Below are 26,950 nucleotides of genomic sequence, written 5' to 3' on the forward strand. Positions count from 1 at the left end.
TCAGACGCCGGAGCGACGCCGCAGGGCCAACCCGGCGGCCACTCGCCAGCCCAGCAACAACAGCGCGGTGACCGTCGTCGCCACCACCACGAAACTCGCCGCCACGCCCGCTGAGCTTGCCTTGCGCAACAGCATGCCGACGACCACGGTGGACAACCACACCACGACCCCGGTCGGCACCACGGCGGTCGGCCGCCGCCACCCGCGGGAGATCAGCCAGCCGAGCACGGTGCCGGTGAGAAAGGGCCACGCCGTCACGGCGATGCCGCTGACATTGAGGCCTTCGTCGTGGCTGCGGCGCCCCACGGCGCAGAACACCAGCACACCGATGACGTCCACCGCGAGCCAGGCCGGCCGCTGGAGCCTAAGCATGCAGGCAGACTACCGGGACGCCGCTTGACGATGGCAGGCTGATGACATGAGCACTAAGACGCCACCCGCCTTCGACCGCGACGACCCGCTCGGCCTCGACGCCTCGCTATCCAGCGACGAGCTCGCGGTGCGCGACACCGTGCGCGAATTCTGCGCCGAGCACGTCCTGCCGCACATCGCGGAGTGGTTCGAAATCGGTGACCTGCCGGTCCGCGAACTGGCCAAGGGGTTCGGCCAGCTCGGCCTGCTGGGGATGCACCTGGACGGGTACGGCTGCGGAGGGGCGTCATCAGTGCACTACGGGCTGGCCTGCGTGGAGCTCGAGGCGGCCGACTCCGGCCTGCGCTCGATGGTCTCGGTGCAGGGGTCGCTGGCAATGTTCGCGATCTGGAATTTCGGGTCCGAGGAGCAGAAGCAGGAATGGCTGCCCGGCATGGCCACCGGTGAGCTGCTCGGCTGCTTCGGGCTGACCGAACCCGACGTCGGCTCCGATCCGGCCGCGATGAAAACCCGTGCGCGCCAAGATGGTTCGGACTGGGTGCTCAACGGTCGCAAGTTGTGGATCACCAACGGCTCGGTCGCCGACGTCGCGGTGGTCTGGGCCGCCACCGACGACGGCATCCGCGGCTTCGTCGTGCCCACCAAGACACCGGGGTTTTCCGCCAACACGATTCACCACAAGCTGTCGCTGCGGGCCTCGATCACCAGCGAGCTGGTGCTCGACGACGTGCGGGTGCCCGCCGACGCGATGCTGCCCGAGGCGAAGGGACTGCGCGGGCCGCTGTCCTGTTTGTCCGAGGCCCGCTACGGAATCGTCTGGGGCTCCATGGGGGCGGCCCGATCGGCCTGGCAGGCCGCGCTGGATTACTCGACGCAACGCACCCAGTTCGGCCGTCCCATCGCCGGCTTCCAGCTGACCCAGGCCAAGCTCGTCGACATGGCCGTCGAGCTGCACAAGGGTCAACTGCTATCGCTGCACCTGGGCCGCCTCAAGGACAGCGTCGGGCTGCGTCCCGAGCAGGTCAGCTTCGGCAAGCTCAACAACACCCGTGAGGCGATCAAGATCTGCCGGACCGCGCGAACCATACTGGGCGGCAACGGAATATCACTGGAATACCCGGTCATCCGGCACATGGTCAACCTGGAATCGGTGCTGACGTACGAGGGCACGCCGGAGATGCATCAGCTCGTCCTCGGACAGGCGTTCACCGGCAGCGACGCCTTCCGCTGACAGAGGAGCACCATGGCAACACGCCTGCACTACACGTCCGAGCATCACCAGTTCCGCAACCTGGTACGCGATTTCGTGCAACAGACGGTCGTTCCCAATCACGAGGATTGGGAACGGGACGGCCAGTGGGATCGCTCGCTGTTCGTCGAGGCGGGCAAACTCGGGCTGCTGGGCTTCTCGGTGCCCGAGCATCTCGGCGGCCCCGGCGTGTGCGACTTCCGCTACAACGCGATCGTGATCGACGAGCTGCAGCGCGCGGGTGCGGCCGCCGAGGCCATCGCCTTCACGCTGCAAAACGACGTGGTGCTGCCCTATCTCACCGACCTGACCACGCCCGAGCAGCAACAGCGCTGGCTGCCCGGCGTTGTCACCGGCGAGACGGTGCTCGCCATCGCGATGACCGAGCCCGGCACCGGCAGCGATCTGGCCGGAATCCGCACGACGGCGGTGCCAGACGGTGACGATTACGTCGTCAACGGCGCCAAGACGTTCATCTCCAACGGACAGATCGGCGACCTCTTCGTCATCGCGGTGCGCACCTCGCCGGACCGCCACCACGGGCTGTCGCTGCTGGTCGTCGACCCCGCCACGCCCGGCTTCGCCCGCGGGCGCAATCTGGAGAAGATCGGCCTGCACGCCCAGGACACCAGCGAGCTCACCTTCACCGATATGAGGGTGCCGAAGGCCAACCTGCTCGAGGACGAGGGCAAGGGCTTCTACCAGCTGATGAAGAACCTGCCCCAGGAGCGGCTCGCTCTCGGGGTGGGGGCGGTGGCCGCCGCCGAAGGCATCCTGGCCGAAACCCTCGACTACGTGCGTGACCGCACGGCGTTCGGCTCACCGATCGCCGGCTTCCAAAACAGCCAATTCGTGCTCGCCGAGCTGGCGACCGAAATCGACATCGCCCGTACCTATCTCGACGACTGCCTGGCCGAGCACCTGGAGGGTGAGCTGACCGCCGCCCGCGCCGCCCGGCTGAAGTGGTGGACCACCGACCTACAGGTGCGCACCGCCGACCGCTGCCTGCAGCTGCACGGCGGCTACGGCTACATGCGCGAATACAGCGTGGCGCGCGCCTTCGTCGACGCCCGCATTCAGACCATCTACGGCGGCACCAACGAGATCATGAAGACGATCATCGCCAAGGACCTTGGCATCTGAGGATGTGATGGCTCTCAACGATGCACCACCGATGCCGCTCGGCAGATAACGAGAAGGAGTTTCAGGTATGCGGATCTCAGCCATCGCGGCGTGCGCGCTGGCCGTGGGCGCTTGGGCAGCACCGGCCACGGCCGTCGCCGACCCCACCGGCACCCTGCCGCCCATGACGTCCACCGGCGCCGGCCCGATCATCGGCGGCGGGGGCAACGCATCGCAGATGTCGCAGCAACTCAAGAGCCTGAACGACCCAGCAGTCCAAGAGGCCGACGGCTCCGATGCGGCCCAATTCATCGGTGCCGCAGCGAGTATCGCGAATCGCGACCTCGCCTCGCCGTTCATGGCGTTGCAGCGAGCGTTGAGCTGCCAGCAGAACAATGCCGGATTCGGGGCGCGCGCTTACCGGCGCAACGACGGGTTGTGGGGCGGTGCGATGCTGGTCATCCCCAAAAGCGCCTACCCCGACACCGCTGCGATGAAGGCCTGTGCGATGACCAACTGGCGCAGGCCTTCGGCGGGCAGCACCACCTCGATGTGCAACAGCGGCTGGACCTATCCCCCGCAGCAGTTCAACAACAAGGGTGGCGACTACTCCGTCATGCTCGCGGGTACCACGTCCGACTTCTGCTCCAAGCTCAACGGGAACTACACCGGCACCGCGTCGCCCTGGCCGTGATTTAGGGGTGCTCGCCGGAACCGCCGCCGCCTTCTACAGCGACCTCAACGTCAAGTACAAGAGCGACGCCAACGCGTGGCCGTTCTAGGCCCAGGTGAGGTGCCGCCGAGCTGCCGGTGAAACCGATTGCCGGCTTGACGGTTTCGCCGCGGCGTGGCAGCCGCCGATTTGGTCCCCGATTTGAATTCATATCCGTTGGCGCACATCGACGCCGAGCAGCGGGAAATTAGCGTCCCAATATAGCCGTACCGACTTAGCCGTGCAGGATATTTCCATTTCTCCCCGGCGCGCGATTTTGCTGAAATTCCATTCGCTCCCAGTCGGCCCCGTCCGACCGCCGAGCTCGACTCATCCGTTTGACGAATCGGGCAGCGACATTCGCGAAATCCGTTATCTACGAGTCGTTGAGCACGTAAGCTAACCCACGTCGGGCATCAGACAATCGTCTCCCAGACGAAGGGGGTTCTTATGTCACGTCGTACCGGCAAAATTGTCCTCGCCTTGGTCCTCGCTTTTGCAGCACCAATGACCTCGGCGTGCACGGTTCCGCTCGTTATCGATTGCGGACCCGGTTTGACCTGCACCGGATAGCAGTGCAGTAACGAAAAGCCGCAAAGTAATTGCGGCTTTTCGTTCGGATACACCTTCGCGTATGGCGAAGTCCAACGGGTGACCGGCCGGAGCCGCGACAAGGGTCGCTGATCCAGCGCGACTCCGGCCGGGATCCTGCACCACACAAGGCATTTCGGTGGTCGTTAGTCCACGCCCACGCGTGGGACGAGGGCCGTGCGGCGCCTTGGCGCCCGCACACCCACGAGAAGTCCCGAGACCCCATTACTTGCAACGGCTTTCGCCATCCGGCGTCCCTTCGGCCGCTTGTGGTTGCCGCGCGCGGCGTTCCGGTATTCGCAGGATTGCCTCGCCTTTCTCCCCGGCGGCGTCGTACGGTGGACATGCGCTGGGAAGATCGATCCCCAGGCACACGCGTGAAGAAGGGACAGGCATGTCGCGCCATCGTGTCGTCATCATCGGAAGCGGCTTCGGCGGACTGTCCGCGGCCAGGGCGCTCAGGCGCGCCGACGTCGACATCACCGTGATCTCGAAAACGACCACGCACCTGTTCCAGCCGCTGCTGTATCAGGTGGCCACCGGGATCCTGTCCGAGGGCGACATCGCGCCGACCACCCGGCTCATCCTGCGCCGCCAGCAGAACGTGCGGGTGCTGTGGGGCGAAGTCTCGGCCATCGACCTCACCGCGAAGACGGTCAAATCCCACCTGATGGGCATGGACACGGTGACGCCCTACGACAACCTGATCGTGGCAGCCGGCGCGCAGCAGTCCTACTTCGGCCACGACGAGTACGCCGCCTTCGCGCCCGGGATGAAGAGCATCGACGACGCCCTGGAGTTGCGGGGCCGCATCCTGGGCGCATTCGAGGCCGCCGAGGTCGCCACCGATCCGGCCGAGCGCAAACGCCGGCTGACTTTCGTGGTGGTCGGGGCGGGGCCCACCGGTGTCGAGCTGGCGGGCGAGATCGTCCAGCTGGCCGAGCGCACCCTGGCCGGGGCATTCCGGACGATCACCCCCAGCGAATGCCGCGTCATCCTGCTCGACGCCGCGCCCGCGGTGCTACCGCCGATGGGTCCCAAGCTCGGCCTCAAGGCGCAACGGCGGCTGGAGAAGATGGGCGTCGAGGTCCAGCTCAACGCGATGGTGTCGGCGGTCGACTACATGGGCATCACGATCAAGGAGAAGGACGGCGGCGAACGCCGCATCGAATGCGCGTGCAAGGTGTGGGCGGCCGGGGTGCAAGCCAGCTCGCTGGGCGCGATGATCGCCGAGCAGTCCGACGGTACCGAAACCGACCGCGCCGGAAGGGTGATCGTCGAACCCGACCTCACCGTCAAGGGACACCCGTACGTCTTCGTGGTCGGTGACCTGATGTCGGTGCCCGGCGTCCCCGGCATGGCGCAGGGCGCGATCCAGGGGGCCAAATACGCCGCCACCGTCATCAAGCACGGGGTCAAGGGCGACGACAACCCGGCCGAACGCAAGCCGTTCAAGTACGTCAACAAGGGCAGCATGGCGCTGATCTCCCGCTACAGCGCCGTCGCGCAGGTCGGCAAGGTGGAGTTCGCCGGATTCATCGCCTGGCTGGCGTGGCTGCTGCTGCACCTGTACTACCTGATCGGCCACCGCAACCGCATTGCCGCCATGTTCGCCTGGGGCATCTCGTTCCTGGGCCGCACTCGCGGCCAGATGGTCATCACCAGCCAGATGATTTACGCCCGGCCGGTGGTGGACTGGCTGGAGCGCCAGGCGCAGGACGGCACCCTGGCGGCGGCCGAGCACGTCGACTCGGCCGAGAAACAGGCCGGCTAGCTCAGCGCCCGATCGATGTCGGCGATCAGGTCGTCGGTGCCTTCCAGTCCGACGGAGATGCGCACCACGCCGTCACCGAGTCCGATCGCCGCGCGACCTTCCGGGCCCATCGCCCGGTGGGTGGTCGTCGCGGGATGCGTGACAAGGGATTTGGCGTCGCCGAGATTGTTCGAGATGTCGATCAGCTGCAGCTTGTCCAGCACCTCGAAGGCGCGCCCCTTGGCCGCGCTGTCCGGGCAGTCGAGCGCGAAGGTGATCACCGTTCCCCCGCCGGACATCTGGCGCTTGGCCAGGTCGTATTGCGGGTGCGAGGACAGGTACGGGTAGCGGACCCAACTCACCGTCGGATGGCTCTCCAGGAATTCGGCGATCCGGAAGGCCGAGGAATTGCTGTGCTCCACCCGGACCGCCAGCGTCTCAAGCCCTTTCACCAGCACCCAGGCATTGAATGCGCTCATCGCCGGGCCGGTGTGCCGCATCAGCTTCTGCACGGGCCCGTCGATGTACTCCTTGTCGCCCAGAATGGCCCCGCCGAGCACCCGGCCCTGACCGTCGATGTGCTTGGTGCCCGAGTACACCACCACGTCGACCCCGAGCGGAATGCCCTGTTGCAGCAGCGGCGTGGCGAAAACGTTGTCCAACACCACTTTTGCGCCCGCGGCATGGGCGAGCTCGCACACCGCGGTGATGTCCACCAGCGACTGCATCGGGTTCGACGGCGTTTCGAAGAACACCGCCGTGGTGGGCACCGACAACGCCTGCTCCCACTGCGCCGGGTCGTCGCCGTCGACGAAGACGGTTTCGACGCCCCAGCGCGGCAGGATCTCGTTGCACACCACGAAGCACGAGCCGAACAGGCTGCGCGAGGCGACCAGCCGGTCCCCCGCGCCGAGCAGCGCGCCCAGCGAGGTGAACACCGCGGCCATGCCGCTCGCGGTGGCGAAGGCCGCAGGCGCCCCTTCGAGCAGGCGCAGCCGCTCCTCGAACATCGTCACGGTCGGGTTGCCGTAGCGCGAGTAGACGAAATGGTCCACCTCGCCGGTGAACGACTGCTCCGCAATCGCCGCCGACTCGTAGACGTAGCCCGACGTCAGATACATCGCCTCGGCGGTCTCGTCGAATCCCGAACGCAGCAGCCCGCCGCGCACGCCGATGGTCGCCGGGCTGACTCCCTCAGGCAGCGCCGCGGGCGTGCGAACGGAGTCGTCGGCTGGGGTCATCGGCGGTTCAGCCCTGTTTCCAGGGCAATCCGATGGCGCGCCAGCCCGTCTCACCCCGGTGGCCGTTGGCATCGAGCTGGCCCTCGAAGCCGTCCAGGATGTTGTAGGCCGGCGTGATGCCGAGCTCGGTCGCGACCTCGGCGGCGCCTATGGAGCGGTTTCCGGAGCGACACAAGAACAGCACCGGCCGCTGCGCGTCGCCTTCGGCCGGCGCCACCTGCTCGCGCAGCTGGTCGCCGAAGTTCGCGTTGTGCCGTCCGTCGGACGAATTCCACTCCAGGAACAACACCTCACGGCCGAGGCTGGACAGATCGGGCACACCGACGAATCGCCATTCGGCGTCGGTCCGCACGTCGACCAGCACGGCGTTGGGGTTGTCGCTGAGCAGCTTCCATGCCTCCAGGGGAGAGATGTCCCCGGCGTAGGAGTGTGCGCGCTCTGTGCTCATGCTCGTATTCCCTCGTTGCTCGTTGTCAGCCACACTATCCGCGCCCGAGCGGTCAAGCCCCGGCCGGATTGCCCCCCGTACCCGCAGCGATATCTGACTTGCGATGGTATCGAGGCCGTCGGCGTAGCCCGCCGGGGAGGTGGATCCGCTCGGGTTCAGCCGGGTTACTCCGGGGCGGCCAGCCGCCCGGCGACCTGCCCGGCGCGCTCGCGGGCGGCCGCCACCTCCGGCGCGGTCGCCAGCGCCCGGAAGCCGCGCCCGAGCACCCGCAGGTCACTTTCGGGCACGCTGAGCGCGCCGGCCAGCGCGGCGGGGTCATGCGAGTCGACCGGGTCGATGGCTCGGGCGGCAGCCGGCGACACCATCATGGTGTCCACCGGCAACCCGAGGATGGTGCGGGCCTGCAGTTCGAACGCCGAGAGCCGCTGGCTGCGCAGCGTCACCCAGGCGCTGTCGGTCGGTCGTGACGTGACGTCGGCGAAGTACACCTCGTCGCCGTTGATCATCAATTCGACCGCGAAGACGCCGCGCCCGCCCAGCGCCTTGACGATGCGCGCGGCGATCGACTTCGCGGCGTCCGTTGCCGCCGCGCTCAAACTCTGGGGCTGCCAGGATTCCAGCACCTGCCCGCCGGAGCCGCGATGACCGATGGGCGAACAGAATTCGATCGCCGGCCCGGCCGGGCCTTCGCTGCGCACCGCCAGCAGCGTCACGTAGAACTCGACCTCGACCACGGTTTCGGCCAGCACCCGTGGCTGGCCGGGGCCCGCGTGGGCGCCGACCGCGCGTTGCCACGCCGGCCCGAGGTCTTCGCGCCGCGCGACCGCCGACTGCCCCGGCCCGGTGGGCCCGGACACCGGCTTGACCAACAACGGATATCCGGCGTGCGCGCCCACCGCCTCGAGTTCGCCCAGCGACCCGGCGAACCAGAACGGCGCGGTCGGCAGCCCGAGCTCGTCGGCGGCCAGGCGGCGCAGACCCTCGCGGTCGGCGCTGAGGCGCACGGCGCGGGCGCTGGGCACCAGCTCGGTGTGGTTGGCGCCGGATCCGGGGGCCAGCGCGTCGAGGGCCCCGGCGGCGACGGTGTCGGTCGCGGTCACCACGAAGTCGGGTTGCAGCCGCTGCAGCGCCGCGGACAGTTCGGCGGCGTCGGTCAGCGGGAGCACCAGGGCCTGGTCGGCCACCCGGTGCGCGGGTGCGTGCGGGTGCGCGTCGACGGCGATCACCCGGGCTCCGAGGCGCCCCAGGTCGATCGCCAGCTCCCGGCTGATCTCGCCGGAACCCAGCAGCACCACCGTCGGCCTGCCGTCGGAGGGCACGTCCGGCTGGGCTTCGGCGCGCGCGGGAGGCTGCTGGGGCACGACGAGCGCCGTCGTTTCGTCGTCCCGTCCGTCGGTCACGCCGTCAGTCACGGGTCAAGGATAGGTCGGTTCCGCATCTGCCCGGCCGGCCTCACGGCTGGCCTGGGAGTAACTGCACCATCAGGCCGTTGGCCTCCGCCAGCAGCGCGCCGTCGGCGTCGACCAGTTCCGCGGACACGAACGCTTTGCACCCCTCGGTGTTGGTGACCCGTCCGCGCACCGCCAACGGCGCGTCGATCGGGGTGACCTTGCGGTAGTCCACGTGCAGGAACGCCGTGCGGCTGATCGGCCGGTTCGAAGCGTGCGACACCATCCCGAACATGTGGTCGAACAGCAGCGGCAGCACGCCGCCGTGCACCGCGTGGTTGCCGCCGACGTGGAACCGGGTGAAATGGCCCTGCATCTCGCAGCCGTCCGGCTCGTAGCGCGTCAACGTCCAGGGCGGCAACAGCAGGCTGCCCATGCCGGGCAGGTCCGGCGTCCGCCCGGCCGGCGCCCGGCCCTCCACGGCGGCCTGAAACGGGCCCAGCAGCTCCGTCAGCGCCGCGACGCGGTCGGCCGCGTCGTCCCACACGGCGTCGTCGGGGTCGGCCGACACGGCGAGATCCTGCAGCCGGCGCATCGCCGCCACGAACCGGCCGAAGCCGGGCCCGGGGTTGGCCACCCCGTATTCGGGAAAGCCGCCGTGATGTTCGTATTCGGGGTCGAGGTCTTTGGGATCCTGGGCGGCGTCCGTCACGGACGGGCCGAAAGGACGTCGCGGCGCACGATGGTCTGGTCACGCCCGGGTCCCACACCGATGCACGAAATGTGCGCTCCGGCAAGCTCTTCCAGCCGCAGCACGTAGTCGCGCGCCTTGGCGGGCAGGTCGTCGAACTCCCGGGCGTGCGAGATGTCCTCCCACCAGCCGGGCAGCTCTTCGTAGATCGGTTCGGCGCGCGCCAGATCGCTCTGCGTCATCGGCATCTCGTAGATGCGGGCGCCGTCGACTTGGTAGCCCACGCACACCGGAACCGTCTCCAGGCTGGACAGCACGTCGAGCTTGGTCAGGAAGAAGTCGGTGATGCCGTTGACCCGGGTGGCGTAGCGGGCGATGACGGCGTCGAACCAGCCGCAGCGCCGTCGCCGGCCGGTGGTGACGCCGAATTCGCCGCCCGTCTTGGACAGGTATTCGCCGTTCTCGTCGAACAGTTCGGTGGGGAACGGGCCCGAGCCCACCCGGGTGGTGTAGGCCTTGAGGATTCCCAGCACCGCGGCGATCCGGGTGGGGCCGATGCCCGAACCCACCGCCGCGCCGCCCGCGGTCGGATTCGACGACGTCACATACGGATACGTGCCATGGTCGACGTCGAGCAGGGTGCCCTGCGAGCCTTCCAGCAGCACGGCCTCGCCGGCCTCGAGCGCCTGGTTGAGCAGCAGCCGGGTGTCGGCGATGCGGTGCCTGAAGCCCTCGGCCTGTTCCAGCAGGGCCTCGACCACCTGGTGGGGGTCCAGCGCCTTGCGGTTGTAGATCTTGACCAGGATCTGGTTCTTCAGCTCCAGCGCGGCTTCGACCTTGTGCGTCAACACTTCCCGATCCAGCACGTCGGCGACCCGGATGCCGATGCGCGCGATCTTGTCCTGGTAGCAGGGGCCGATGCCGCGGCCGGTGGTGCCGATCTTCTTGTTCCCCATGTAGCGCTCGGTGACCTTGTCGATGGCCACGTGGTAGGGCAACAGCAGGTGCGCGTCGGCGGAGATGAGCAGCTTGGAGGTGTCGACGCCGCGGTCTTCGAGTCCCTTGAGCTCGTCCAGCAGCACGCCGGGGTCCACCACCACACCGTTGCCGATGACGTTGGTGACACCGGGCGTGAGCACCCCCGACGGGATCAGGTGCAGCGCGAAGTTCTCCCCGGTGGGCAAGACGACGGTGTGCCCGGCGTTGTTGCCGCCCTGGTATCGCACCACCCACTGAACGCGCCCACCGAGCAAATCGGTGGCCTTACCTTTGCCCTCGTCACCCCATTGGGCGCCGATGAGGACGATTGCCGGCATGACACGCTCCAACCTGATCTCGCCTGCGTATTGTGGTCCAGCCGGTGACCCACCCTAGCCTGGCGACCGTGCGGGCCGCCGACGGCCAGCTGAGGAGCCGGGCAAATCAGCTTAAGCCAGGACATGTCGAGACCGGGGTGACAGAGCCGGTAAGGGGTGGGCGCCGGGTGCACCGACCTCACCCGTACGGCGCGGCGACCGGAGCGCCGGCCGGCGCCTGCGGCTTGGCCGCGCATACGCCGGTCCTGGTGGACGCCTCCAACATGAGGCACAGGCCGTTGGCGCCACGACTGTTCTTCGGGCCCGACCAGTTTGGGTGCACCGGTTTCCCGTTCCAGCTGATCAAGGTCCAGCCATCGTGGGGGCTGCCCTGGATCTCGACGATGCCGGTGTTGGGCAGCGCGTCGAATAGCAGGAGTAGCGGATCGGGATTTCGGACGCTCATCATCGTCCCGACGCCGATGGCGAATTCGCTGGAGAACGCCACCTCGGTGATCCTGCCGTTCGCGGCGCGGACCGGGTTGGCAATGGCGCTGGAATACATCGTCTGGAGCACGTCGTTGAAGCGGCCGGCGTTGGTCGCGGCATTGCCGTACACGGTTTGGAGCGCGCCGTCGAAACGCCTGCGGAACTCGAACCCGTTGGAATCGGTGGAGCCGGGAGCCAGCATCGGCACGATGCGCAGCCCGAGCATCCACGCGACCGGGGCCAGCAGGTATGCGAGCCCGCCGAGGCTGACCTGCGGCTGGCCGTTGAAGGCGCCGGCGTCGATCTCGTTGAGTCCCGGCAACGCCTGCACGTTCATGCCCAACGCGGAGGCCAACGGAGCCGCGGTCTGCTGCGTCCTGATCAGTTGCGACGCGAAGATCGCGGCGACTGGACCCTTCGCCGCGAGAACGCCGGCGACGGTCTGCGCCTGTTGCTGGCCTAGCGCGGTGAGCGATGCTCCGGGCGGCGCGGTGTCGATCAGGGACGCCGCATTGGCTGTCGACTGGCCGTGGCGCACCAGGTCGATCACGATCGATTCGTCCGCCGAGGCTGTTGCAGATCCACTGCACAGCAGGACAATCGAAAGCCACACGGCGCCGACGCGGCCGAGTTGCTTCGTCAGCAACGGAAGCGCGTGGGGCCGGCACCCGACACGAGCAATGCGGTTCGCGCGGTTGACAAGACGACGGTAGATCGGCGAATGGTAGTTCTCCGTTCCCTCAACCACTCGTGGCGGGATTCCGCGCAACGTCAGCCCTGTGGCAGGAGTAAAGTATCCGGTTGTTTACCGGCAGCGTGACAACAACTTTCGAGTCGACACCATGTTGTGACTGTGTCGTTATGGCGAGATCTTCCGGCGTCGCAGCTCGTAGCTGACCAGAGATGTTGGAAGACAAAGACATTGGCTGCTTCTCGATTGGATAGACTGTGACGCAAGGAGATCGAGCCGCCGCCATTCTTCTGTTCGGCCAACGGCGCATCTACCGACCGTTGCGGGGCATGCCAACCCACCGCGTCGTCGGTGAAACCGATATCGATGCCGCGATCGGCCCCTACCGGCGGCTGGTGGTGCTGGGCGGCGACGCCGAGCTGGCCACGGTGCTCACCCGGCTGCTGCGCGCCGAGCGGCTCGACGTCGAGGTGGCCTACGTGCCGCGCCGCCGCACCCGGGCCACCCGGATCTACCGCCAGCGGTCCGGATTTCGCGCGGCGCGGCGGGCCCGACGCGGTGCGGCGCGCCGGGTGACGCTGGTCCGCGACGAGACCGGGTCGGTGGTCGTGGGGCGGGCCGGCTGGGTGCCCGCGGATGGCGCGCCGTCGATCCACGGTGAGGCGGTGGTCGACGACACCACGTTGTTCGACGGCGACGTCGAACGCGTGTGGATCGAGCCGCTGCCTGCCGCGCCGGGCCTGCGGGCGGCGGTCGCGGGCCGCCGGTGGCCCCGCTGGGTCACCGGGCGCGCCGCCCAGCTGGGCAGCACGGGGGTCAGCGTAGTGCGTGACGGCGTGACCGCGCCGCGCACCGCGCGCCGCTCGGCGTTCTACCGCAACGTCGAAGGCTGGCTGCTGGTCGGCTAGTTTCGATCGGTGAGCTTCCCCTCCTCCCGGCGCGAATCGGTACGGCCCAGCCCGATCTTCCTGGGCCTGATCGCGCTGACGGGCGTCGGCGCCGCGCTGGCCTGGTCGGCCGGGATCAGCACGCGGCCGCTGGCCTATGCCGGGGTGTTCGTCTTCGTGATCGCCGGCTGGCTGGTGTCGCTGTGCCTGCACGAATTCGGCCATGCGGTGACCGCCTGGCGGTTCGGCGATCACGATGACGCGGTGCGCGGGTACCTGACGCTGGACCCGCGCCGCTACGCCCATCCCGCGCTCTCGCTGGTGCTGCCGATGGTCGTCATCCTGCTGGGCGGAATCGGCCTGCCGGGCGCGGCGGTCTACGTGCGCACCTGGTTCATGACGCCCGCCCGGCGCACCATGGTCAGCCTGGCGGGCCCGGCAGCCAACCTGGTGCTGGCGGTGCTGTTGCTGGCGGTGACGCGGTTGTTCTTCGACCCGGCGCACGTGGTGCTGTGGTCGGGGGTGGCGTTCCTCGCGTTCCTTCAGCTCACCGCCGTGTTGCTGAATCTGCTGCCCATCCCGGGCCTGGACGGATACGACGCCCTGGAACCGCACCTGAGGCCCGAGACCCAGCGTGCGCTGGCGCCGGCCAAGCAGTGGGGCTTCGTGATCCTGCTGTTCTTGCTCCTGGCACCCGTGCTCAACCAATGGTTCTTCGGGGTCGTGTTGTCTTTGTTCGACGTGTCCGGCGTGCCGGACGTCCTGGTGGGTTGGGGCAACGCGCTGACCCGCTTCTGGAGCCGCTGGTTCTGACCCTTGCCATATATGCGCTATTGCGCATATATTTCGCGCCATGGGCGCAGGCCACAACCACACCCCCGTCGAGACGGACGACGCTCGGCTGATCCCGCGCATGATCATGGCCGCGGCGATTCTGGCGGCGTTCTTTGTGGTGGAGCTGGTCACCTCGCTGCTGATCAACTCGATCGCCCTGCTTGCCGACGCCGGCCACATGCTGACCGACGTGGTCGCGGTCTTCATGGGGCTGGCCGCCGTCACGCTGGCCCGCCGTGGGAGCGCGTCGCCCGCCCGCACCTACGGCTGGCACCGCGCCGAGGTGTTCACCGCCGTCGCCAACGCCGGGCTGCTGATCGGCGTGGCGGCGTTCATCCTTTACGAGGCCGTCCAGCGCCTCAGCGAAGCTCCCGCCGTCCCCGGCGTGCCGATGATCGTGGTCGCGCTGGCCGGGCTGGCCGCCAACTTGGTCGTCGCGCTGCTGTTGCGTTCCCATTCGTCGGGCAGCCTGGCGGTCAAGGGCGCCTACATGGAGGTCGTCGCCGACACCGTGGGCAGCCTGGGCGTGCTGGTCGCCGGCGTGGTCACCGTGACGACGCACTGGCCCTACGCCGATGTGGTGGTGGCGGTGCTGGTCGCGCTCTGGGTGTTGCCCCGGGCCGTCGCACTGGCCCGCGACGCGCTGCGGATCCTGTCCGAATCGTCGCCGACCCATATCGACGTCGAGGAACTGCGCACCGCGCTCGGCGCCGTCGACGGGGTGATCGACGTGCACGACCTGCACGTGTGGACGCTGTCACCCGGCAAGGACATGTGCACCGCGCACCTGATCAGCGTCGGCGACTCCGCGCGGGTGCTACATGACGCGCGCGCGGTGCTATCGGCGCGCGGGCTGGAACACGCCACCGTGCAGATCGACTGCCCCGACGACACCGATTGCTCGGACAGCTTTTAGCGCATCAGAGCCCGAGGGCCGGGCGAGCCCCGGGATCGCAATCGTCCAGCAGGTCCAGGCAGCGCGAGTACTCGTCGGTTTCACCGATCGCGTCGGCGGCGCGCGCCAGAGCAGCCACACACCGGAGGAACCCGCGGTTGGGTTCGTGCGCATACGGCACCGGGCCGAAGCCCTTCCAGCCGTTCCGGCGCAGCTGGTCCAGGCCGCGGTGATAGCCGGTGCGGGCGTAGGCATAGGCGGTGATGGCCTGGTCGTCGGCCAGGGCCTGCTCGGCCAGCGCCGCCCAGACCACCGACGCCGTCGGATGGGCGGCCGCGACGATGCCGGGCTTCTCACCGGCCAGCAGTTCCGCCTCGGCATCGGCATCTTCGGGAAGCAGGATCGGGTCGGGGCCTAGAAGATCTCCCATCGGCGTCATGGCTCTATTCTGCAGCTCGCTACTTTTGCCCGCGTGACGCACCTCGGCCAACGCCGGAAGCCGGGTACTCGGTCGCTAAGCTCTGCAACTACCCCACGAAGCGGGAGGACAGTAGTACTCATGCCCAACCCATCCGAACCCGACCGCGGCGGCACGCCGAAACGGCCCGGGTTCGACCCACGCGAGTCTCGCAACGAACCGAGCGACGAGTGGGGGGACGAGTCCGGCTTCGAAACCGGAGACGACGCCACCGAGAGCGTCCCCATGGTCCCCAGCGACTCCGAGACCGAGACCGTGGTGATCAACAGACCCGACCCGCACAGCGGCCCGCAGGAAGTACCGGACGCGCCGCAGCGCGAGCGTCGCTTCACCGCGCCGGGCTTCGACGCCAAGGAAACCGCGATCATCTCCACGACGGCGGAGCCCGCCACCGAGGTCTTCACGACGCCGCCGGGACAGGACGGCACGGCGCAGTTCGGGATCCCAACGAAACCCGCTGTCCCGCAATCGATCCCACCCCGGCTCGGCGGGAAGCTTCGCACTTCCCGGAACATCAACTGGGGCTGGGTACTGGCGCTGGTCGTGATCGTGCTGGCGCTGGCGGCCATCGCGATCCTGGGCACGGTGCTGCTCACCCGCGGCAAGCACGCCAGCGTCTCCCAGGAAGACCAGGTTCGACGCACCATCGGAAACTTCGACGTCGCGATCCAGCGGGGTGATCTGACCACGCTGCGCACCATCACCTGCGGCACCACCCGCGACGGCTACGCCGACTACGACGAGCACGCCTGGGACGAGACCTACCGGCGGGTGTCGGCGGCCAAGCAGTATCCGGTGATCGCCAGCATCGATCAGGTGGTGGTCAACGGACAGCACGCCGAGGCGAACGTCACCACGTTCATGGCCTACGACCCGCAGCTGCGCTCCACCCGCAGCCTCGATCTGCAGTATCGCGACGACCAGTGGAAGGTCTGCCAGTCCGCCAGCGGCTAGGCGCCGAGTGACCTTCCGGCGCAGTGCAAGTCGGTGCAGGCCTGCACCACTCGCTCGGACATCGACGCCTCGGCCTTCTTGAGGTAGCTGCGCGGGTCGTAGACCTTCTTGACGCCCACCTCGCCGTCGACCTTGAGCACGCCGTCGTAGTTGACGAACATGTGACCGGCGATTGGACGGGTGAACGCGTACTGCGTGTCGGTGTCCACATTCATCTTGACCACGCCGTAGCGCAGCGACTCCTCGATCTCCGACGTCAGCGAACCCGAACCGCCGTGGAAGACGAAGTCGAACGGCTTGGCCCCCTCGGGCAGTCCCAGCTTGGCCGCCGCCACCTGTTGGCCCTGGGCCAGGATGTCGGGCCGCAGCTTGACGTTGCCCGGTTTGTAGACGCCGTGCACGTTGCCGAAGGTGGCGGCGAGCAGGTAGTGGCCGTGCTCGCCGTGGCCCAGCGCGTCGATGGTCTTCTCGAAATCGTCCGGCGTGGTGTACAGCTTGTCGTTGATCTCGTGCGCGACGCCGTCCTCTTCGCCGCCCACCACGCCGATCTCGATCTCTAGGATGATCTTGGCGGCCGCCGCCTCCTTGAGGAGTTCCCGGGCGATCGTCAGGTTCTCGTCGATCGGCACGGCCGAACCGTCCCACATGTGGGAACCGAACAGCGGATCCCGGCCCGCGGCCACCCGTTCGGCCGAGATCGCCAGCAGCGGGCGGACGTAGGTGTCCAGCTTGTCCTTGGGGCAGTGGTCGGTGTGTAGCGCGACGTTGATCGGGTATCTGTCGGCGATGCACCGGGCGAACTTCGCCAGTGCCACCGCACCGGCCACCATGTCCTTGACGCCCAGCCCGGACGCGAATTCGGCACCACCGGTGGAGAACTGAATGATCCCGTCGCTGCCCGCATCGGCGAAACCCTTGAGTGCCGCATTCACCGTCTCCGACGAGGTGCAGTTGATCGCCGGGAAGGCATACGACTCTTCCTTGGCGCGTCGCAACATCTCGGCGTAGACCTCGGGCGTGGCGATGGGCATCAGAACTCCTCTGCAGTCCTGTTCAGAGGCTGGGTTCACTCAGTATGGTCCAGGACGGTCAACCGTTCAGCCTGAACCGGTATGTTGAGACGCCGTGAGCACCACCGTGACGGCTTTGCCCGACATCTTCGACCCGATGTACTGGTTGGGCGCCAATGGCGTCTTCGGGTCCGCGGTGCTACCCGGCATCCTGGTCATCGTCTTCATCGAGACCGGGCTGCTGTTTCCGTTGCTGCCCGGTGAATCACTGCTGTTCACCGGCGGCCTGCTGGCCGCGCATCCCAACCCGCCGGCCAGCATCTGGGTGCTGGCGCCCGCCGTCGCCACCGTGGCGATTCTGGGCGACCAGACCGGGTATTTCATCGGCCGGCGGATCGGCCCGGCGCTGTTCAAAAAGGAAGACTCCCGGTTCTTCAAGAAGCACCACGTGACCGAGTCGCACGCATTCTTCGAAAAGTACGGGCCCTGGGCCATCATCCTGGCCCGGTTCGCGCCGTTCATCCGGACCTTCACACCGGTGGTCGCCGGGGTGTCCTACATGCGGTACCCGGTGTTCCTGGGGTTCGACATCGTCGGCGGCATCCTCTGGGGCGGCGGTGTGACGGTGGCGGGCTACTTCCTGGGCAACGTGCCGTTCGTGCACCACAACCTGCAGAAGATCCTGCTGGCCATCCTCGTCATCTCCCTGATGCCGGCGTTCGTCGCCGCCTGGCGCAGCTACCGGGGGCGCAACCGCGCGCCGAGCACAGAATACCGGGAATCCGAGCGGCTACCGGCGGCCGAGTAGCCGGCCGCGCTCAGACCGCGACGTTGAAGTCGCAGCCCGTCTTGGCGCGAACTTCCTCGACCGTGACGCCGGGGTGCAGCTCGGTGAGCACCAGCCCCTGTCCCGGCTCGACGTCGAAGACGCACAGGTTGGTGATGATCATGTCGACGACGTTCTTGCCGGTCAGCGGCAGCGAGCACTGGCTGAGAATCTTGGGGCTGCCGTCTTTCGCGGTGTGATCCATCAGCACGATCACGCGCTTGACGCCGGACACCAAATCCATTGCGCCGCCAGGCCCTTTGACCATCTTGCCCGGCACCATCCAGTTGGCCAGGTCGCCGTTCTCGGCGACCTCCAGGGCACCCAGGATGGACAGGTCGATGTGGCCGCCGCGGATCATCGCGAAGGAATCGGCGCTGCTGAAGAAGCTGGACCCGGGCAGGCTGGTGATGGTCTGCTTGCCCGCGTTGATGAGATCGGGGTCGACGGTGTCCTCGCTCGGGTAGGCCCCGATGCCGAGCAGGCCGTTCTCCGACTGCAGCGTGACCTTGATGCCGTCGGGAATGAAGTTGGCCACCAAGGTCGGAATGCCGATGCCCAGGTTCACGTAGAAGCCGTCGCGCAGTTCCTGGGCGGCGCGCTGGGCCATCCGCTCACGGATCGGGCTGTCGTTCTTCAGGGCGGCACCGCCGCTCGTGGTGCGGAACTCGATGCGCTTCTCGTAGCCGGCGCCCTCGACGATGCGGTCGACGTAGATACCCGGGGTGTGGATCAGGTCGGGGTCCAGCTCGCCGACCTCGACCAGCTCCTCCACCTCGGCGACGGTGACCGCGCCGCAGGTGGCGATCATCGGGTTGAAGTTGCGCGCCGTCTTGCGGTAGATGAGGTTGCCGGCGGTGTCGCCCTTCCACGCCTTGACGATCGCCACGTCGGCCCGAATGCCTTCTTCCAGAACGTATTCGGTGCCGTCGAAGACCCTGGTGTCCTTGCCCTCGGCGAGGTTGGTGCCGAACGCCGTGCGGGTGTAGAAGCCGGGGATGCCGGCGCCGCCGGCGCGCAGCTTCTCCGCGAGGGTGCCCTGCGGCGTGAGGACCAGGTCCAGCTCGCCGGCCAGCACCTGGCGCTCGAATTCCTTGTTCTCGCCGACGTAGGAGGCGATCACCTTGTTCACCTGCCGGCCCTTGAGCAGCAGCCCCATGCCGAAATCGTCTACGCCGGCGTTGTTTCCGACGATGGTGAGGTCCTTGATACCGCTGTCGACCAGAGCCTGGATCAGCTTCTCGGGGATGCCGCACAGACCGAAACCGCCCGCGGCGATGGTGATGCCGTCCTTCAGCAGGCCGCGCAGGGCCGACTCCGCGTCGTGGTGGACCTTGTTGCTCACCGGGTGCTCCTGTTCTTCGACTCGGCGGAGACGTTACAGGCGGCCTCCATGAGCATCCACCCCGACAGCTGCACCGACAGGTCCCGCTCGGCCACCTCGGACGCCATCACCGCGCCCTCGACGAACTCCGCCTCTTTGCCGCCGGCCGTGGGCAGTTGGGCGTCACGGTCCCAGAACGGGCCGAACACCGGCAGTCCGTCCACCGTTTGGCGGTTGTCCCAGGCCGACTTCGCGCTGGCCAGCACGATCTGCCGGGCGGTGTCGCGGGCCAGCACGTCGTCGGCCGCCTCCCCCGGCAGCGCGGTGGCCACCAGCGCCAGGTATCGGGCGGTCACCCCGGCGAACAGGCCGCCGTCGCCGCCCCCGGCGCCGGCCAGCACGCCCGCCGGCGCCATGTGTTCGTGCACGGCCGCGACCAGCCGGTGCACCCGGGCGGCGTGGCGCTGCCTGACCTCGACGGCGGTGCGGGCGGCCAGCTCGGTCTCCAGCCCGAGCACCACGCCCTGGCAGTAGGTGTACTGCGCGCGCACCAGCGAGCCGGCCTTGATGCCGTCGAACACCAGGTGCGTCTTCGGGTCGATCAGCGTCTGGTCGATCCAATTGCCCATCTGCTCAGCACGTTTCAGATGGTCCCCGTAACGCGCGAGGAAGATCCCCGCGGGGCCGTTGGCCGGGGCGTTGAAGAACTGGTCGGACTTGCGCCACGGGATGCCGCCGCCGTCCTCGGGCGCCCAGGCATTGAGGAATTGGGCGGCGAGCTTGGGCAGCGCGCGGCTGCGTTCGACGCCGGCGATCCGGGCGGCGCGTTCGAGCGCCAGCGCCAGCCAGGCCATGTCGTCGTAGTAGCTGTTGATCCAAGAGAAGTTGTTGCGCAGCCGGTGCGAGCGGACCTGCCGGTTGATCTCGGTGTGCCGGTGCGGCTGCGGATCGCGCTGCTGGGCGTCGACCAGGCAGTCGAGCAGATGCGCCTGCCACCAGTAGTGCCAGGTGCCGAACCAGCGGTCTCGCCGCGTCGCCGGCCAGGCCACCACCCCCAGCTGGGTCGCGGGCAGCCCCCACAACCGTCTCAGGTGTCGTTGGGTGACAGCGGCTTCGCTGCTGGCCGCGCGGTTGGCCCAGAGCTGATCCATACCTGTCGATCCTGCCCCACGCGGGTGAGCGTGCGGGTAGGCAGTCGGGGGCTCACCAGGCGCGGGTCAGGTCGGCGTGCTGCTGGACCCAGGCGTGCATGGCGATCCCGGCGGCGACGCCGGCGTTGATGCTGCGCGTCGAGCCGAACTGCGCGATCGACACCGTCAGCCCCGCGCCCGTGCGGGTGTCGTCGGTGATGCCCGGCCCCTCCTGCCCGAACACCAGCAGGCACTCGCGCGGCAGCGCGGCCTCCTCCAGGCGCGTCGCGCCCGGCACGTTGTCCACCGCGACCACCGTCAACCCGGCGTCGGCCGCGAAACCCAGCAGCTCGGCGGTGCTGTCGTGGTGGCACAACCGCTGATAACGGTCGGTCACCATGGCGCCGCGGCGATTCCACCGCCGCCGCCCCACGATGTGCACCGTGTGCACAGCGAAGGCGTTGGCGGTGCGCACCACCGAACCGATGTTGGCGTCGTGACCGAAGTTCTCGATCGCCACGTGCAGCGGATGGCGGCGCCGGTCGATGTCGGCGATGATTGCTTCCCGGGACCAGTACCGGTAGGCGTCGACGACGTTGCGAGTGTCGCCCTCGCGCAACAGGACTGGGTCATACCGCGGGTCGTCGGGCGGCTCGCCCGGCCACGGCCCGACGCCGGCGGGCGGTGTCACCGCCCATTCGGTCGGCCCGGGTAATTCGCTCATCGCTGCGTCCACACACCGGCGTGCGTGCCGTCGATGGCCAACGTCGCGTAGAGCAGCGCGTCGTTGATCTCGCCCTGGGTACACAGCGACGCATCGACGTGCACCGCGTCCAGCGAGGCGTCAGGCAGGATCAGCACCGATGACCCGTACGTCGCGCAGGCCGGGTTCAGTCCCGGGGCGGGCAGGGTCGGCGATGCCAGCAGCATCATCGGGCCGCCGCGTTTGGCGGACTCGTCGCGATAGCGCGCCGCGATGGCCGTCGCCTCCAGCCCCAGCAGCATGTAGCCGTTGCCGGTGAATGCCCCCGGGTCGCCCAGCTGCATCTTGGTCACCGGGGTGCCGTCGGCCCGCCATGCCGACAGGCTGGCCGTCTTGACCGCCAGGCCGCCGCTGTCGTTGGCGTTGGTGGGCAGCAGCCCGACCGGGAACGCGACCGGGTAGGCCGACGAGCTGTCGGGGATCCGGTCGCGCGGCGAATAGCCGTAGACACCGCGCACCTGGCTTCGATCCTTCAGCGGCCCAAGGCAAACCGTGCCGGTGAGCCGGTCGCGCGGCGCCGAGAGCGGCGCGGGGATGTCACGCACGCTGGATTTCGCGGTGTCGCAGCTGCCCAGGCCGGCGACCTCCATGGGGTGGGCCAGCGCGCCGTACAGCCCGAACCGGATGTCCTCGGGTTTGGCGTGCGGGTCCTTGGCCGAGGTGGGGCTCGCGTCGACGTCGACCAGCACGTAGTCGCCGTCCCAGCGCAGATTCGACACCGACATGTTCCAGCCGAGTAGGGCCAGCGATTCCCCGAGCCGCGCGCCCTGGGCGCCGTAGGGGTGCACGGGCTGCCCGGATGACGAGCAGCCGGCCAGACACAGCGCCAGGCAGGCCGCTACCGCAAGGAGTGTGCGCACGGTGAAGGCGGCCTAGCTCAGCCCCAGGTCGGCGAGGCCGAGCACGCTTCGGTAGGGCAGTCCCTGCGCCTCGATGGCCTCGGCGGCTCCGGTGGCGCGGTCCACCACGGTGGCCACCCCCACCACTTCGCCGCCGGCCTCCTGGACGGCGCGCACCGCGGTGAGCGCCGAGTTGCCGGTGGTACTGGTGTCCTCGACGACCAGCGCCCGCTTCCCGGAAACCTCCGAGCCCTCGATAAGGCGTTGCAGACCATGGGTTTTCGCTGATTTGCGCACGACGAAGGCGTCGATCGGGCGGCCCGATGCGTGCATGACGGCGGTGGCCACCGGGTCGGCGCCCAGGGTCAGCCCGCCGACCACGTCGTAGTCCCAGTCGCGGGTCAGTTCGCGCATCAGCGTGCCGATCAACGCCGAGGCGCGGTGGTGCAGCGTGGCCCGGCGCAGGTCGACGTAATAGTCGGCCTCCTTGCCGGAGGACAGCGTGACCCGCCCGTGCACCACCGACAGGCGCGACACCAGTTCCGCCAGCTCCTTGAGGTCAGGTCCGGCCACGGCCACTCCCGATTCGTTTGGTGACCGCCCGCATCAGGGTCCGCGGCATCAGTCGCTCGGCGGCGATGATCGCCTTGTACTGCAGGCCCGGAATGCTGATCACCTTGCCGCGAGCGACATTGGCCAGGCTCTGATTGACCACGTCGTCCACCTCGAGCCACATGAACGACGGCGACTTGGCCATGTCGATCCCGGCGCGGTCGTGAAACTCGGTGTGCACGTAACCCGGGCACACGGCGTGCACCGAAACGCCCGTGCCCTGCAGGCCGACCGACAGGCCCTCGCTGAACGAGATCACCCACGCCTTCGACGCCGAGTACGTCGACCCGCGCCCGGGCACCAGCCCGGCGACGCTGGCGATATTGATGACGGTGCCGGCGCCGGCTTCCAGCATGGCCGGCAGGGCCGCGCGGGTCAGATGCATGACCGCGGTGACGTTGACGTCGAGCTGGGACTGCAGCAGCGCGGGGTCGCTGGACCAGAAGTCGCCGGAGGTGCCGAAGCCGGCGTTGTTCACCAGGACGCGCACTCCGCCGGCGGCGAGCCGGTCGCAGACCCGTTGCCGGCCCGCGGCATCGGCGAGGTCGGCGGGCAGGATCTCGACGCTGCCGGAGTGCTCCTGCAGTTCGTCCGACAGTCGGGTCAACCGGTCGACGTCGCGGGCGACCAGGACCACGTCGTAGCCGTCGGCGGCGTAGCGTCGCGCGAACCCGGCGCCGATTCCGGACGTAGGCCCGGTGATCAGGGCGACGGGGCGGGGCATGAGCGACATCCTAATGACGGCCGCACCACCGGCCGCCGCCCGCCGTCAGCGCTGATAGTTGCTGGCCTGCTGGCCGTTGCGTCCGGAGGGGGGTGGGCGGCGGACGGTTTCCGAGCGCTCATCGGGTCGAGGCTGGTCGTGGCGCACCGGCTCGGCGGCGCGACGACCGGGCTGAAGGTCGGGGCCGAGCAGCCCCGCGACGTCCTGCTGCGCGCGCCGGGGCGGCAGCTCGGCCCGGCCCGCCGGGGCCAGCGGACGGCTCGGTGAGGCGTTGCGCAGACCCGACGGCGCCCCCCCGGTCTCCTGCGGGGTCTCTTCGGGCAGCGGCGGCAGCACCCGCAAAAGGTCGTTGAACTGCCGCACGGTGCGCAGACCCTCGTCCCACTCGGTGCGGGTGCTGGTGATCGGCAGGGCGACCAGCGTCCAGTTCTGCTCGTTCCACATGATCTCGGCGCTGTCCGGTGCGGTGTGCGCGAAGGTGACCATCCGGCGGTCGCAGGCCCGGCGGGCGGCGTCCAGATTGGTGGAGTAGACCATCCGCGGCCCGATGGCACCCAACAGCCAAATGTCGCTCTCCCGTGGCTCTTTGAGTCCCTTGAGCCGCAGGTCGACGACGACGTTGGTGCCCACCTTGCGGTGCAGCGCGATGACGGTGGCGACCTCTTCCAGGTCGAAGATGTAGACGGCCTCGCCGCGGATCTGACCCAGCACCACGTTCTGGGCGGCGACGTCGCCCACGGTCGACATCACCCCGCGCTTCCAGCGCTTGAGGATGTCGGCTGATTCACGCTCGTAGTCGAACCCGTGCGACCGCGCCCACGACTTGCGGCGCCTGCTGCGCCCGCGTCGCCGATCGATGTCGACGTACAGCAACACCCCCGCGCCGACAAAGCACAGCGCGGAGAGCGTGAACCAGAGGGGGACCATCCAAAACAGGGTATCTGCTATTGGCCCGGAACACAGAAGGCGACCAGGTCACAACCCAATCACAGCTGGCAATAGCTGCGTGTCGCCGGACCGCCGATGGTCCCCCTCCAGCGGTCAGCCCAGGATCAGCGAGTCGCCGTCCGGGCTGACGTTGACCGGAACGGTGTCGCCGTCGTGCACGTCACCGGCCAACAACTGCTTGGCCAGCTGGTCGCCGATGGCCTGCTGCACCAGCCGGCGCAGCGGCCGCGCGCCGTAGACCGGGTCGAATCCGCGATGCGCCAGCCACTGCTTGGCCGGCAGCGACACCTCCAAGGTGAGGCGGCGCTGGGCCAGCCGCTTCTGCAGCTGAGCCAACTGGATGTCGACGATCTGTACCAGCTCACCGGGCTCCAGCCCGTGGAAGATGATCACGTCGTCGAGCCGGTTGATGAACTCCGGCTTGAACGCCGAGCGCACCGCGGCCATCACCTGCTCCTCGCTGCCACCCGATCCCAGGTTGGACGTCAGGATCAGGATGGTGTTGCGGAAGTCGACCGTGCGGCCCTGCCCATCGGTCAGCCGGCCCTCGTCGAGCACCTGCAGCAGCACGTCGAACACGTCCGGGTGCGCCTTTTCGATCTCGTCGAACAGGATCACCGTGTACGGACGCCGCCGCACCGCCTCGGTCAGCTGACCACCCTGGTCGTAGCCGATGTATCCGGGCGGCGCGCCGACCAGCCGGGCCACCGAGTGCTTCTCGCCGTATTCGCTCATGTCGATGCGGACCATCGCGCGTTCGTCGTCGAACAGGAATTCCGCCAGCGCCTTGGCCAGCTCGGTCTTCCCGACGCCGGTCGGCCCGAGGAACATGAACGATCCGGTGGGCCGGTTGGGGTCGGCGACGCCGGCGCGGGAACGCCGCACCGCGTCCGAGACCGCCGTCACCGCCTTCTTCTGGCCAATGACGCGCCGGCCCAGCTCGTCTTCCATGCGCAGCAGCTTGGCCGTCTCGCCCTCGAGCATCCGCCCGGCCGGGATTCCGGTCCACGCCGAGACCACCTCGGCGATGTCGTCGGGACCGACCTCCTCCTTGAGCATCACGTTCTCGCGGGCCTCGGCCTGCGGCAGCGCGGCGTCGAGCTTTTTCTCCACCTCGGGGATGCGCCCGTAGCGCAGCTCGGCGGCCTTGGCCAGGTCGCCGTCACGCTCGGCGCGCTCGGACTCCCCGCGCAGCGTGTCCAGCTGTTCCTTGAGCTCACGCACGACGTCGATAGCGTTCTTCTCGTTCTGCCAGCGGGTGGTGAGCTCGGACAGCTTCTCCTTCTGGTCGGCCAGCTCCGAGCGCAGCTTCTCCAGCCGCTCCTTGGACGCCTCGTCCTCTTCCTTGGCCAGCGCCATCTCTTCGATCTCGAGGCGGCGCACCAGCCGCTCGACCTCGTCGATCTCGACGGGCCGCGAGTCGATCTCCATCTTCAGCCGGCTGGCGGCCTCGTCGACCAGGTCGATGGCCTTGTCCGGCAGGAAGCGCGCGGTGATGTAGCGATCGGACAGCGTCGCCGCGGCCACCAGGGCCGAGTCGGTGATGCGCACCCCGTGGTGCACCTCGTAGCGGTCCTTCAGCCCGCGCAGGATGCCGACGGTGTCCTCCACCGACGGCTCGCCGACCAGCACCTGCTGGAAGCGGCGCTCCAGCGCGGCGTCCTTCTCGATGTACTTGCGGTACTCGTCGAGCGTGGTGGCGCCGACCAGCCGCAGCTCGCCGCGGGCCAGCATCGGCTTGATCATGTTGCCGGCGTCCATCGCGCCCTCGCCGGTCGCGCCGGCCCCGACGATGGTGTGCAGCTCGTCGATGAAGGTGATGATCTGCCCGGCGGAGTTCTTGATGTCGTCGAGGACGGCCTTGAGGCGCTCCTCGAACTCACCGCGGTACTTCGCACCGGCCACCATCGAGCCCAGGTCCAGGCTGATGACGGTCTTGTCGCGCAGGCTCTCGGGCACGTCGCCGGCCACGATGCGCTGGGCCAGGCCCTCCACGATCGCGGTCTTGCCGACGCCGGGCTCACCGATCAGCACCGGGTTGTTCTTGGTGCGCCGCGACAGCACCTGCACGACGCGGCGAATCTCGTTGTCCCGCCCGATGACCGGGTCGAGTTTGCCTTCGCGGGCCCGCTCGGTCAGGTCGGTCGAGTACTTCTCCAGCGCCTGATAGGTCGCCTCCGGTTCGGGGCTGGTGACCCGGCCGCTGCCGCGCACCTTGACGAACCCGTCGCGCAGCGCCTGGGGCGAGGCGCCGTGGCCGGTCAACAGCTTGGCGACGTCGGAGTCGCCGGTGGCCAGGCCGACCAGCAGGTGCTCGGTCGAGACGTACTCGTCGTTCATCTCGGTGGCCAGGTGCTGGGCGGTGGTGACGGCGGCCAGCGACTCGCGCGACAGCTGCGGTTGCGAGCTGGCGCCGCTGATCTGCGGCAGCCGCTCCAGCACCCGCTCGGTTTCGGCGCGAATGGCGGCCGGGTCGACGCCGACGGCCTCGAGCAGCGGCGCGGCGATGCCGTCCGCCTGGGTCAGCAGGGCCATCAGCAGGTGCGCGGGCCGGATCTCGGGGTTACCGGCGGCCGAGGCCGCCTGCAGCGCCGAAGTCAGCGCCGCTTGGGTCTTGGTGGTCGGGTTGAAAGAGTCCACGACGAGCTCCGTTCAGGTACAAAAGGGTTTGCAAAAATGCTTGT

The 26,950-nt window shown here is 68.5% G+C and carries 26 protein-coding genes; 9 read left to right on the top strand and 17 right to left on the bottom strand.

Annotation, left to right across the window (positions count from 1 at the left end; all coding sequences use genetic code 11):
* The gene (locus MTY59_RS04985; protein WP_221044692.1) at positions 1–372 is read right to left on the bottom strand and encodes a DUF3054 domain-containing protein; all 372 of its coding nucleotides are present in this window, start codon (positions 370–372) and stop codon (positions 1–3) included.
* A 46-nt stretch (positions 373–418) separates the two neighbouring features.
* Here MTY59_RS04985 and MTY59_RS04990 point away from each other — a divergent pair, with 46 nt between their 5' ends.
* The 4 genes from MTY59_RS04990 to MTY59_RS05005 all read left to right on the top strand — a co-directional run bounded on the left by MTY59_RS04990 (position 419) and on the right by MTY59_RS05005 (position 5,820).
* Positions 419–1,603 (top strand): acyl-CoA dehydrogenase family protein, encoded by a 1,185-nt coding sequence (locus MTY59_RS04990; RefSeq protein WP_221044693.1) that lies wholly within the window; start codon positions 419–421, stop codon positions 1,601–1,603.
* Positions 1,604–1,615: 12 nt separating this feature from the next.
* A complete protein-coding gene (locus MTY59_RS04995) occupies positions 1,616–2,764 on the top strand; it encodes an acyl-CoA dehydrogenase family protein (protein WP_221044694.1) in 1,149 nt (382 codons plus the stop codon).
* Between the two features lie 67 nt (positions 2,765–2,831).
* Positions 2,832–3,437: a hypothetical protein gene (locus tag MTY59_RS05000; RefSeq protein ID WP_221044695.1), complete on the top strand. Its 606-nt coding sequence runs from the start codon at positions 2,832–2,834 to the stop codon at positions 3,435–3,437.
* A gap of 1,003 nt (positions 3,438–4,440) precedes the next feature.
* Complete coding sequence (locus MTY59_RS05005) at positions 4,441–5,820, top strand: NAD(P)/FAD-dependent oxidoreductase (protein ID WP_221044696.1); 1,380 nt, start codon at positions 4,441–4,443, stop codon at positions 5,818–5,820.
* Here the strand turns inward: MTY59_RS05005 and MTY59_RS05010 are convergent.
* The 6 genes from MTY59_RS05010 to MTY59_RS05035 form a co-directional block, all read right to left on the bottom strand.
* On the bottom strand, positions 5,817–7,040 hold the full coding sequence (locus MTY59_RS05010; protein ID WP_221044697.1) for an O-succinylhomoserine sulfhydrylase: 1,224 nt from the start codon (positions 7,038–7,040) through the stop codon (positions 5,817–5,819). The genes MTY59_RS05005 and MTY59_RS05010 overlap by 4 nt on opposite strands.
* Positions 7,041–7,047: 7 nt before the next feature.
* Complete coding sequence (locus MTY59_RS05015; protein ID WP_221044698.1) at positions 7,048–7,488, bottom strand: rhodanese-like domain-containing protein; 441 nt, start codon at positions 7,486–7,488, stop codon at positions 7,048–7,050.
* A gap of 164 nt (positions 7,489–7,652) precedes the next feature.
* Complete coding sequence (purT, locus tag MTY59_RS05020) at positions 7,653–8,900, bottom strand: formate-dependent phosphoribosylglycinamide formyltransferase (RefSeq protein ID WP_221044699.1); 1,248 nt, start codon at positions 8,898–8,900, stop codon at positions 7,653–7,655.
* Between the two features lie 40 nt (positions 8,901–8,940).
* On the bottom strand, positions 8,941–9,588 hold the full coding sequence (locus MTY59_RS05025; RefSeq protein ID WP_221044700.1) for a PaaI family thioesterase: 648 nt from the start codon (positions 9,586–9,588) through the stop codon (positions 8,941–8,943).
* A complete protein-coding gene (locus tag MTY59_RS05030; RefSeq protein ID WP_221044701.1) occupies positions 9,585–10,883 on the bottom strand; it encodes an adenylosuccinate synthase in 1,299 nt (432 codons plus the stop codon). Before MTY59_RS05030 ends, MTY59_RS05025 begins: the two co-directional genes overlap by 4 nt.
* 178 nt (positions 10,884–11,061) lie before the next feature.
* Complete coding sequence (locus MTY59_RS05035; protein ID WP_431190738.1) at positions 11,062–11,964, bottom strand: histidine phosphatase family protein; 903 nt, start codon at positions 11,962–11,964, stop codon at positions 11,062–11,064.
* Between the two features lie 407 nt (positions 11,965–12,371).
* On the opposite strand from MTY59_RS05035, the gene MTY59_RS05040 reads away from it, so the two are divergent.
* The 3 genes from MTY59_RS05040 to MTY59_RS05050 are packed head-to-tail and all read left to right on the top strand — an operon-like array spanning position 12,372 to position 14,679.
* A complete protein-coding gene (locus MTY59_RS05040; protein WP_250160717.1) occupies positions 12,372–12,950 on the top strand; it encodes a peptidase M50 in 579 nt (192 codons plus the stop codon).
* Positions 12,951–12,959: 9 nt separating this feature from the next.
* The gene (locus tag MTY59_RS05045) at positions 12,960–13,742 is read left to right on the top strand and encodes a site-2 protease family protein (RefSeq protein ID WP_221044704.1); all 783 of its coding nucleotides are present in this window, start codon (positions 12,960–12,962) and stop codon (positions 13,740–13,742) included.
* A gap of 40 nt (positions 13,743–13,782) precedes the next feature.
* Positions 13,783–14,679 (top strand): cation diffusion facilitator family transporter, encoded by an 897-nt coding sequence (locus MTY59_RS05050; protein WP_221044705.1) that lies wholly within the window; start codon positions 13,783–13,785, stop codon positions 14,677–14,679.
* Between the two features lie 4 nt (positions 14,680–14,683).
* On the opposite strand, the gene MTY59_RS05055 is transcribed toward MTY59_RS05050, so the two are convergent.
* Entirely contained in the window at positions 14,684–15,097 is a 414-nt protein-coding gene (locus tag MTY59_RS05055) for a DUF3151 domain-containing protein (RefSeq protein WP_221044706.1), read from the bottom strand.
* A 120-nt stretch (positions 15,098–15,217) separates the two neighbouring features.
* Between MTY59_RS05055 and MTY59_RS05060 the strand changes: the two genes are divergently transcribed.
* A complete protein-coding gene (locus tag MTY59_RS05060) occupies positions 15,218–16,090 on the top strand; it encodes an Rv0361 family membrane protein (protein WP_221044707.1) in 873 nt (290 codons plus the stop codon).
* Here MTY59_RS05060 and fbaA read toward each other — a convergent pair.
* Complete coding sequence (gene fbaA, locus MTY59_RS05065; protein WP_221044708.1) at positions 16,087–17,121, bottom strand: class II fructose-bisphosphate aldolase; 1,035 nt, start codon at positions 17,119–17,121, stop codon at positions 16,087–16,089. The two genes, MTY59_RS05060 and fbaA, sit on opposite strands and share 4 nt — an antisense overlap.
* Before the next feature lie 94 nt (positions 17,122–17,215).
* On the opposite strand from fbaA, the gene MTY59_RS05070 reads away from it, so the two are divergent.
* Positions 17,216–17,908 (top strand): DedA family protein, encoded by a 693-nt coding sequence (locus MTY59_RS05070; protein ID WP_221044709.1) that lies wholly within the window; start codon positions 17,216–17,218, stop codon positions 17,906–17,908.
* Between the two features lie 10 nt (positions 17,909–17,918).
* On the opposite strand, the gene MTY59_RS27620 is transcribed toward MTY59_RS05070, so the two are convergent.
* The 8 genes from MTY59_RS27620 to clpB form a co-directional block, all read right to left on the bottom strand.
* Complete coding sequence (locus MTY59_RS27620; RefSeq protein WP_221044710.1) at positions 17,919–19,271, bottom strand: 3-oxoacid CoA-transferase; 1,353 nt, start codon at positions 19,269–19,271, stop codon at positions 17,919–17,921.
* A complete protein-coding gene (locus MTY59_RS05080; protein WP_221044711.1) occupies positions 19,268–20,401 on the bottom strand; it encodes a glycoside hydrolase family 76 protein in 1,134 nt (377 codons plus the stop codon). The genes MTY59_RS27620 and MTY59_RS05080 overlap by 4 nt, the downstream gene beginning before the upstream one ends.
* A 52-nt stretch (positions 20,402–20,453) precedes the next feature.
* The gene (locus tag MTY59_RS05085; protein WP_221044712.1) at positions 20,454–21,104 is read right to left on the bottom strand and encodes a TrmH family RNA methyltransferase; all 651 of its coding nucleotides are present in this window, start codon (positions 21,102–21,104) and stop codon (positions 20,454–20,456) included.
* Positions 21,101–22,003 carry a hypothetical protein gene (locus MTY59_RS05090; protein WP_221044713.1) on the bottom strand — a complete coding sequence of 301 codons (903 nt, stop codon included), beginning with the start codon at positions 22,001–22,003 and terminating at the stop codon, positions 21,101–21,103. Before MTY59_RS05090 ends, MTY59_RS05085 begins: the two co-directional genes overlap by 4 nt.
* Before the next feature lie 12 nt (positions 22,004–22,015).
* Entirely contained in the window at positions 22,016–22,555 is a 540-nt protein-coding gene (gene pyrE, locus MTY59_RS05095; RefSeq protein WP_221044714.1) for an orotate phosphoribosyltransferase, read from the bottom strand.
* Complete coding sequence (locus tag MTY59_RS05100; RefSeq protein ID WP_221044715.1) at positions 22,542–23,318, bottom strand: SDR family NAD(P)-dependent oxidoreductase; 777 nt, start codon at positions 23,316–23,318, stop codon at positions 22,542–22,544. The genes pyrE and MTY59_RS05100 overlap by 14 nt, the downstream gene beginning before the upstream one ends.
* 45 nt (positions 23,319–23,363) lie before the next feature.
* On the bottom strand, positions 23,364–24,245 hold the full coding sequence (gene ttfA, locus MTY59_RS05105; protein ID WP_221044716.1) for a trehalose monomycolate transport factor TtfA: 882 nt from the start codon (positions 24,243–24,245) through the stop codon (positions 23,364–23,366).
* A 114-nt stretch (positions 24,246–24,359) separates the two neighbouring features.
* Positions 24,360–26,906 carry an ATP-dependent chaperone ClpB gene (gene clpB / locus MTY59_RS05110; protein WP_221044717.1) on the bottom strand — a complete coding sequence of 849 codons (2,547 nt, stop codon included), beginning with the start codon at positions 26,904–26,906 and terminating at the stop codon, positions 24,360–24,362.
* Positions 26,907–26,950 lie beyond the last annotated feature (44 nt).

The organism is Mycobacterium senriense, assembly GCF_019668465.1.
GTDB lineage: Bacteria > Actinomycetota > Actinomycetes > Mycobacteriales > Mycobacteriaceae > Mycobacterium > Mycobacterium senriense.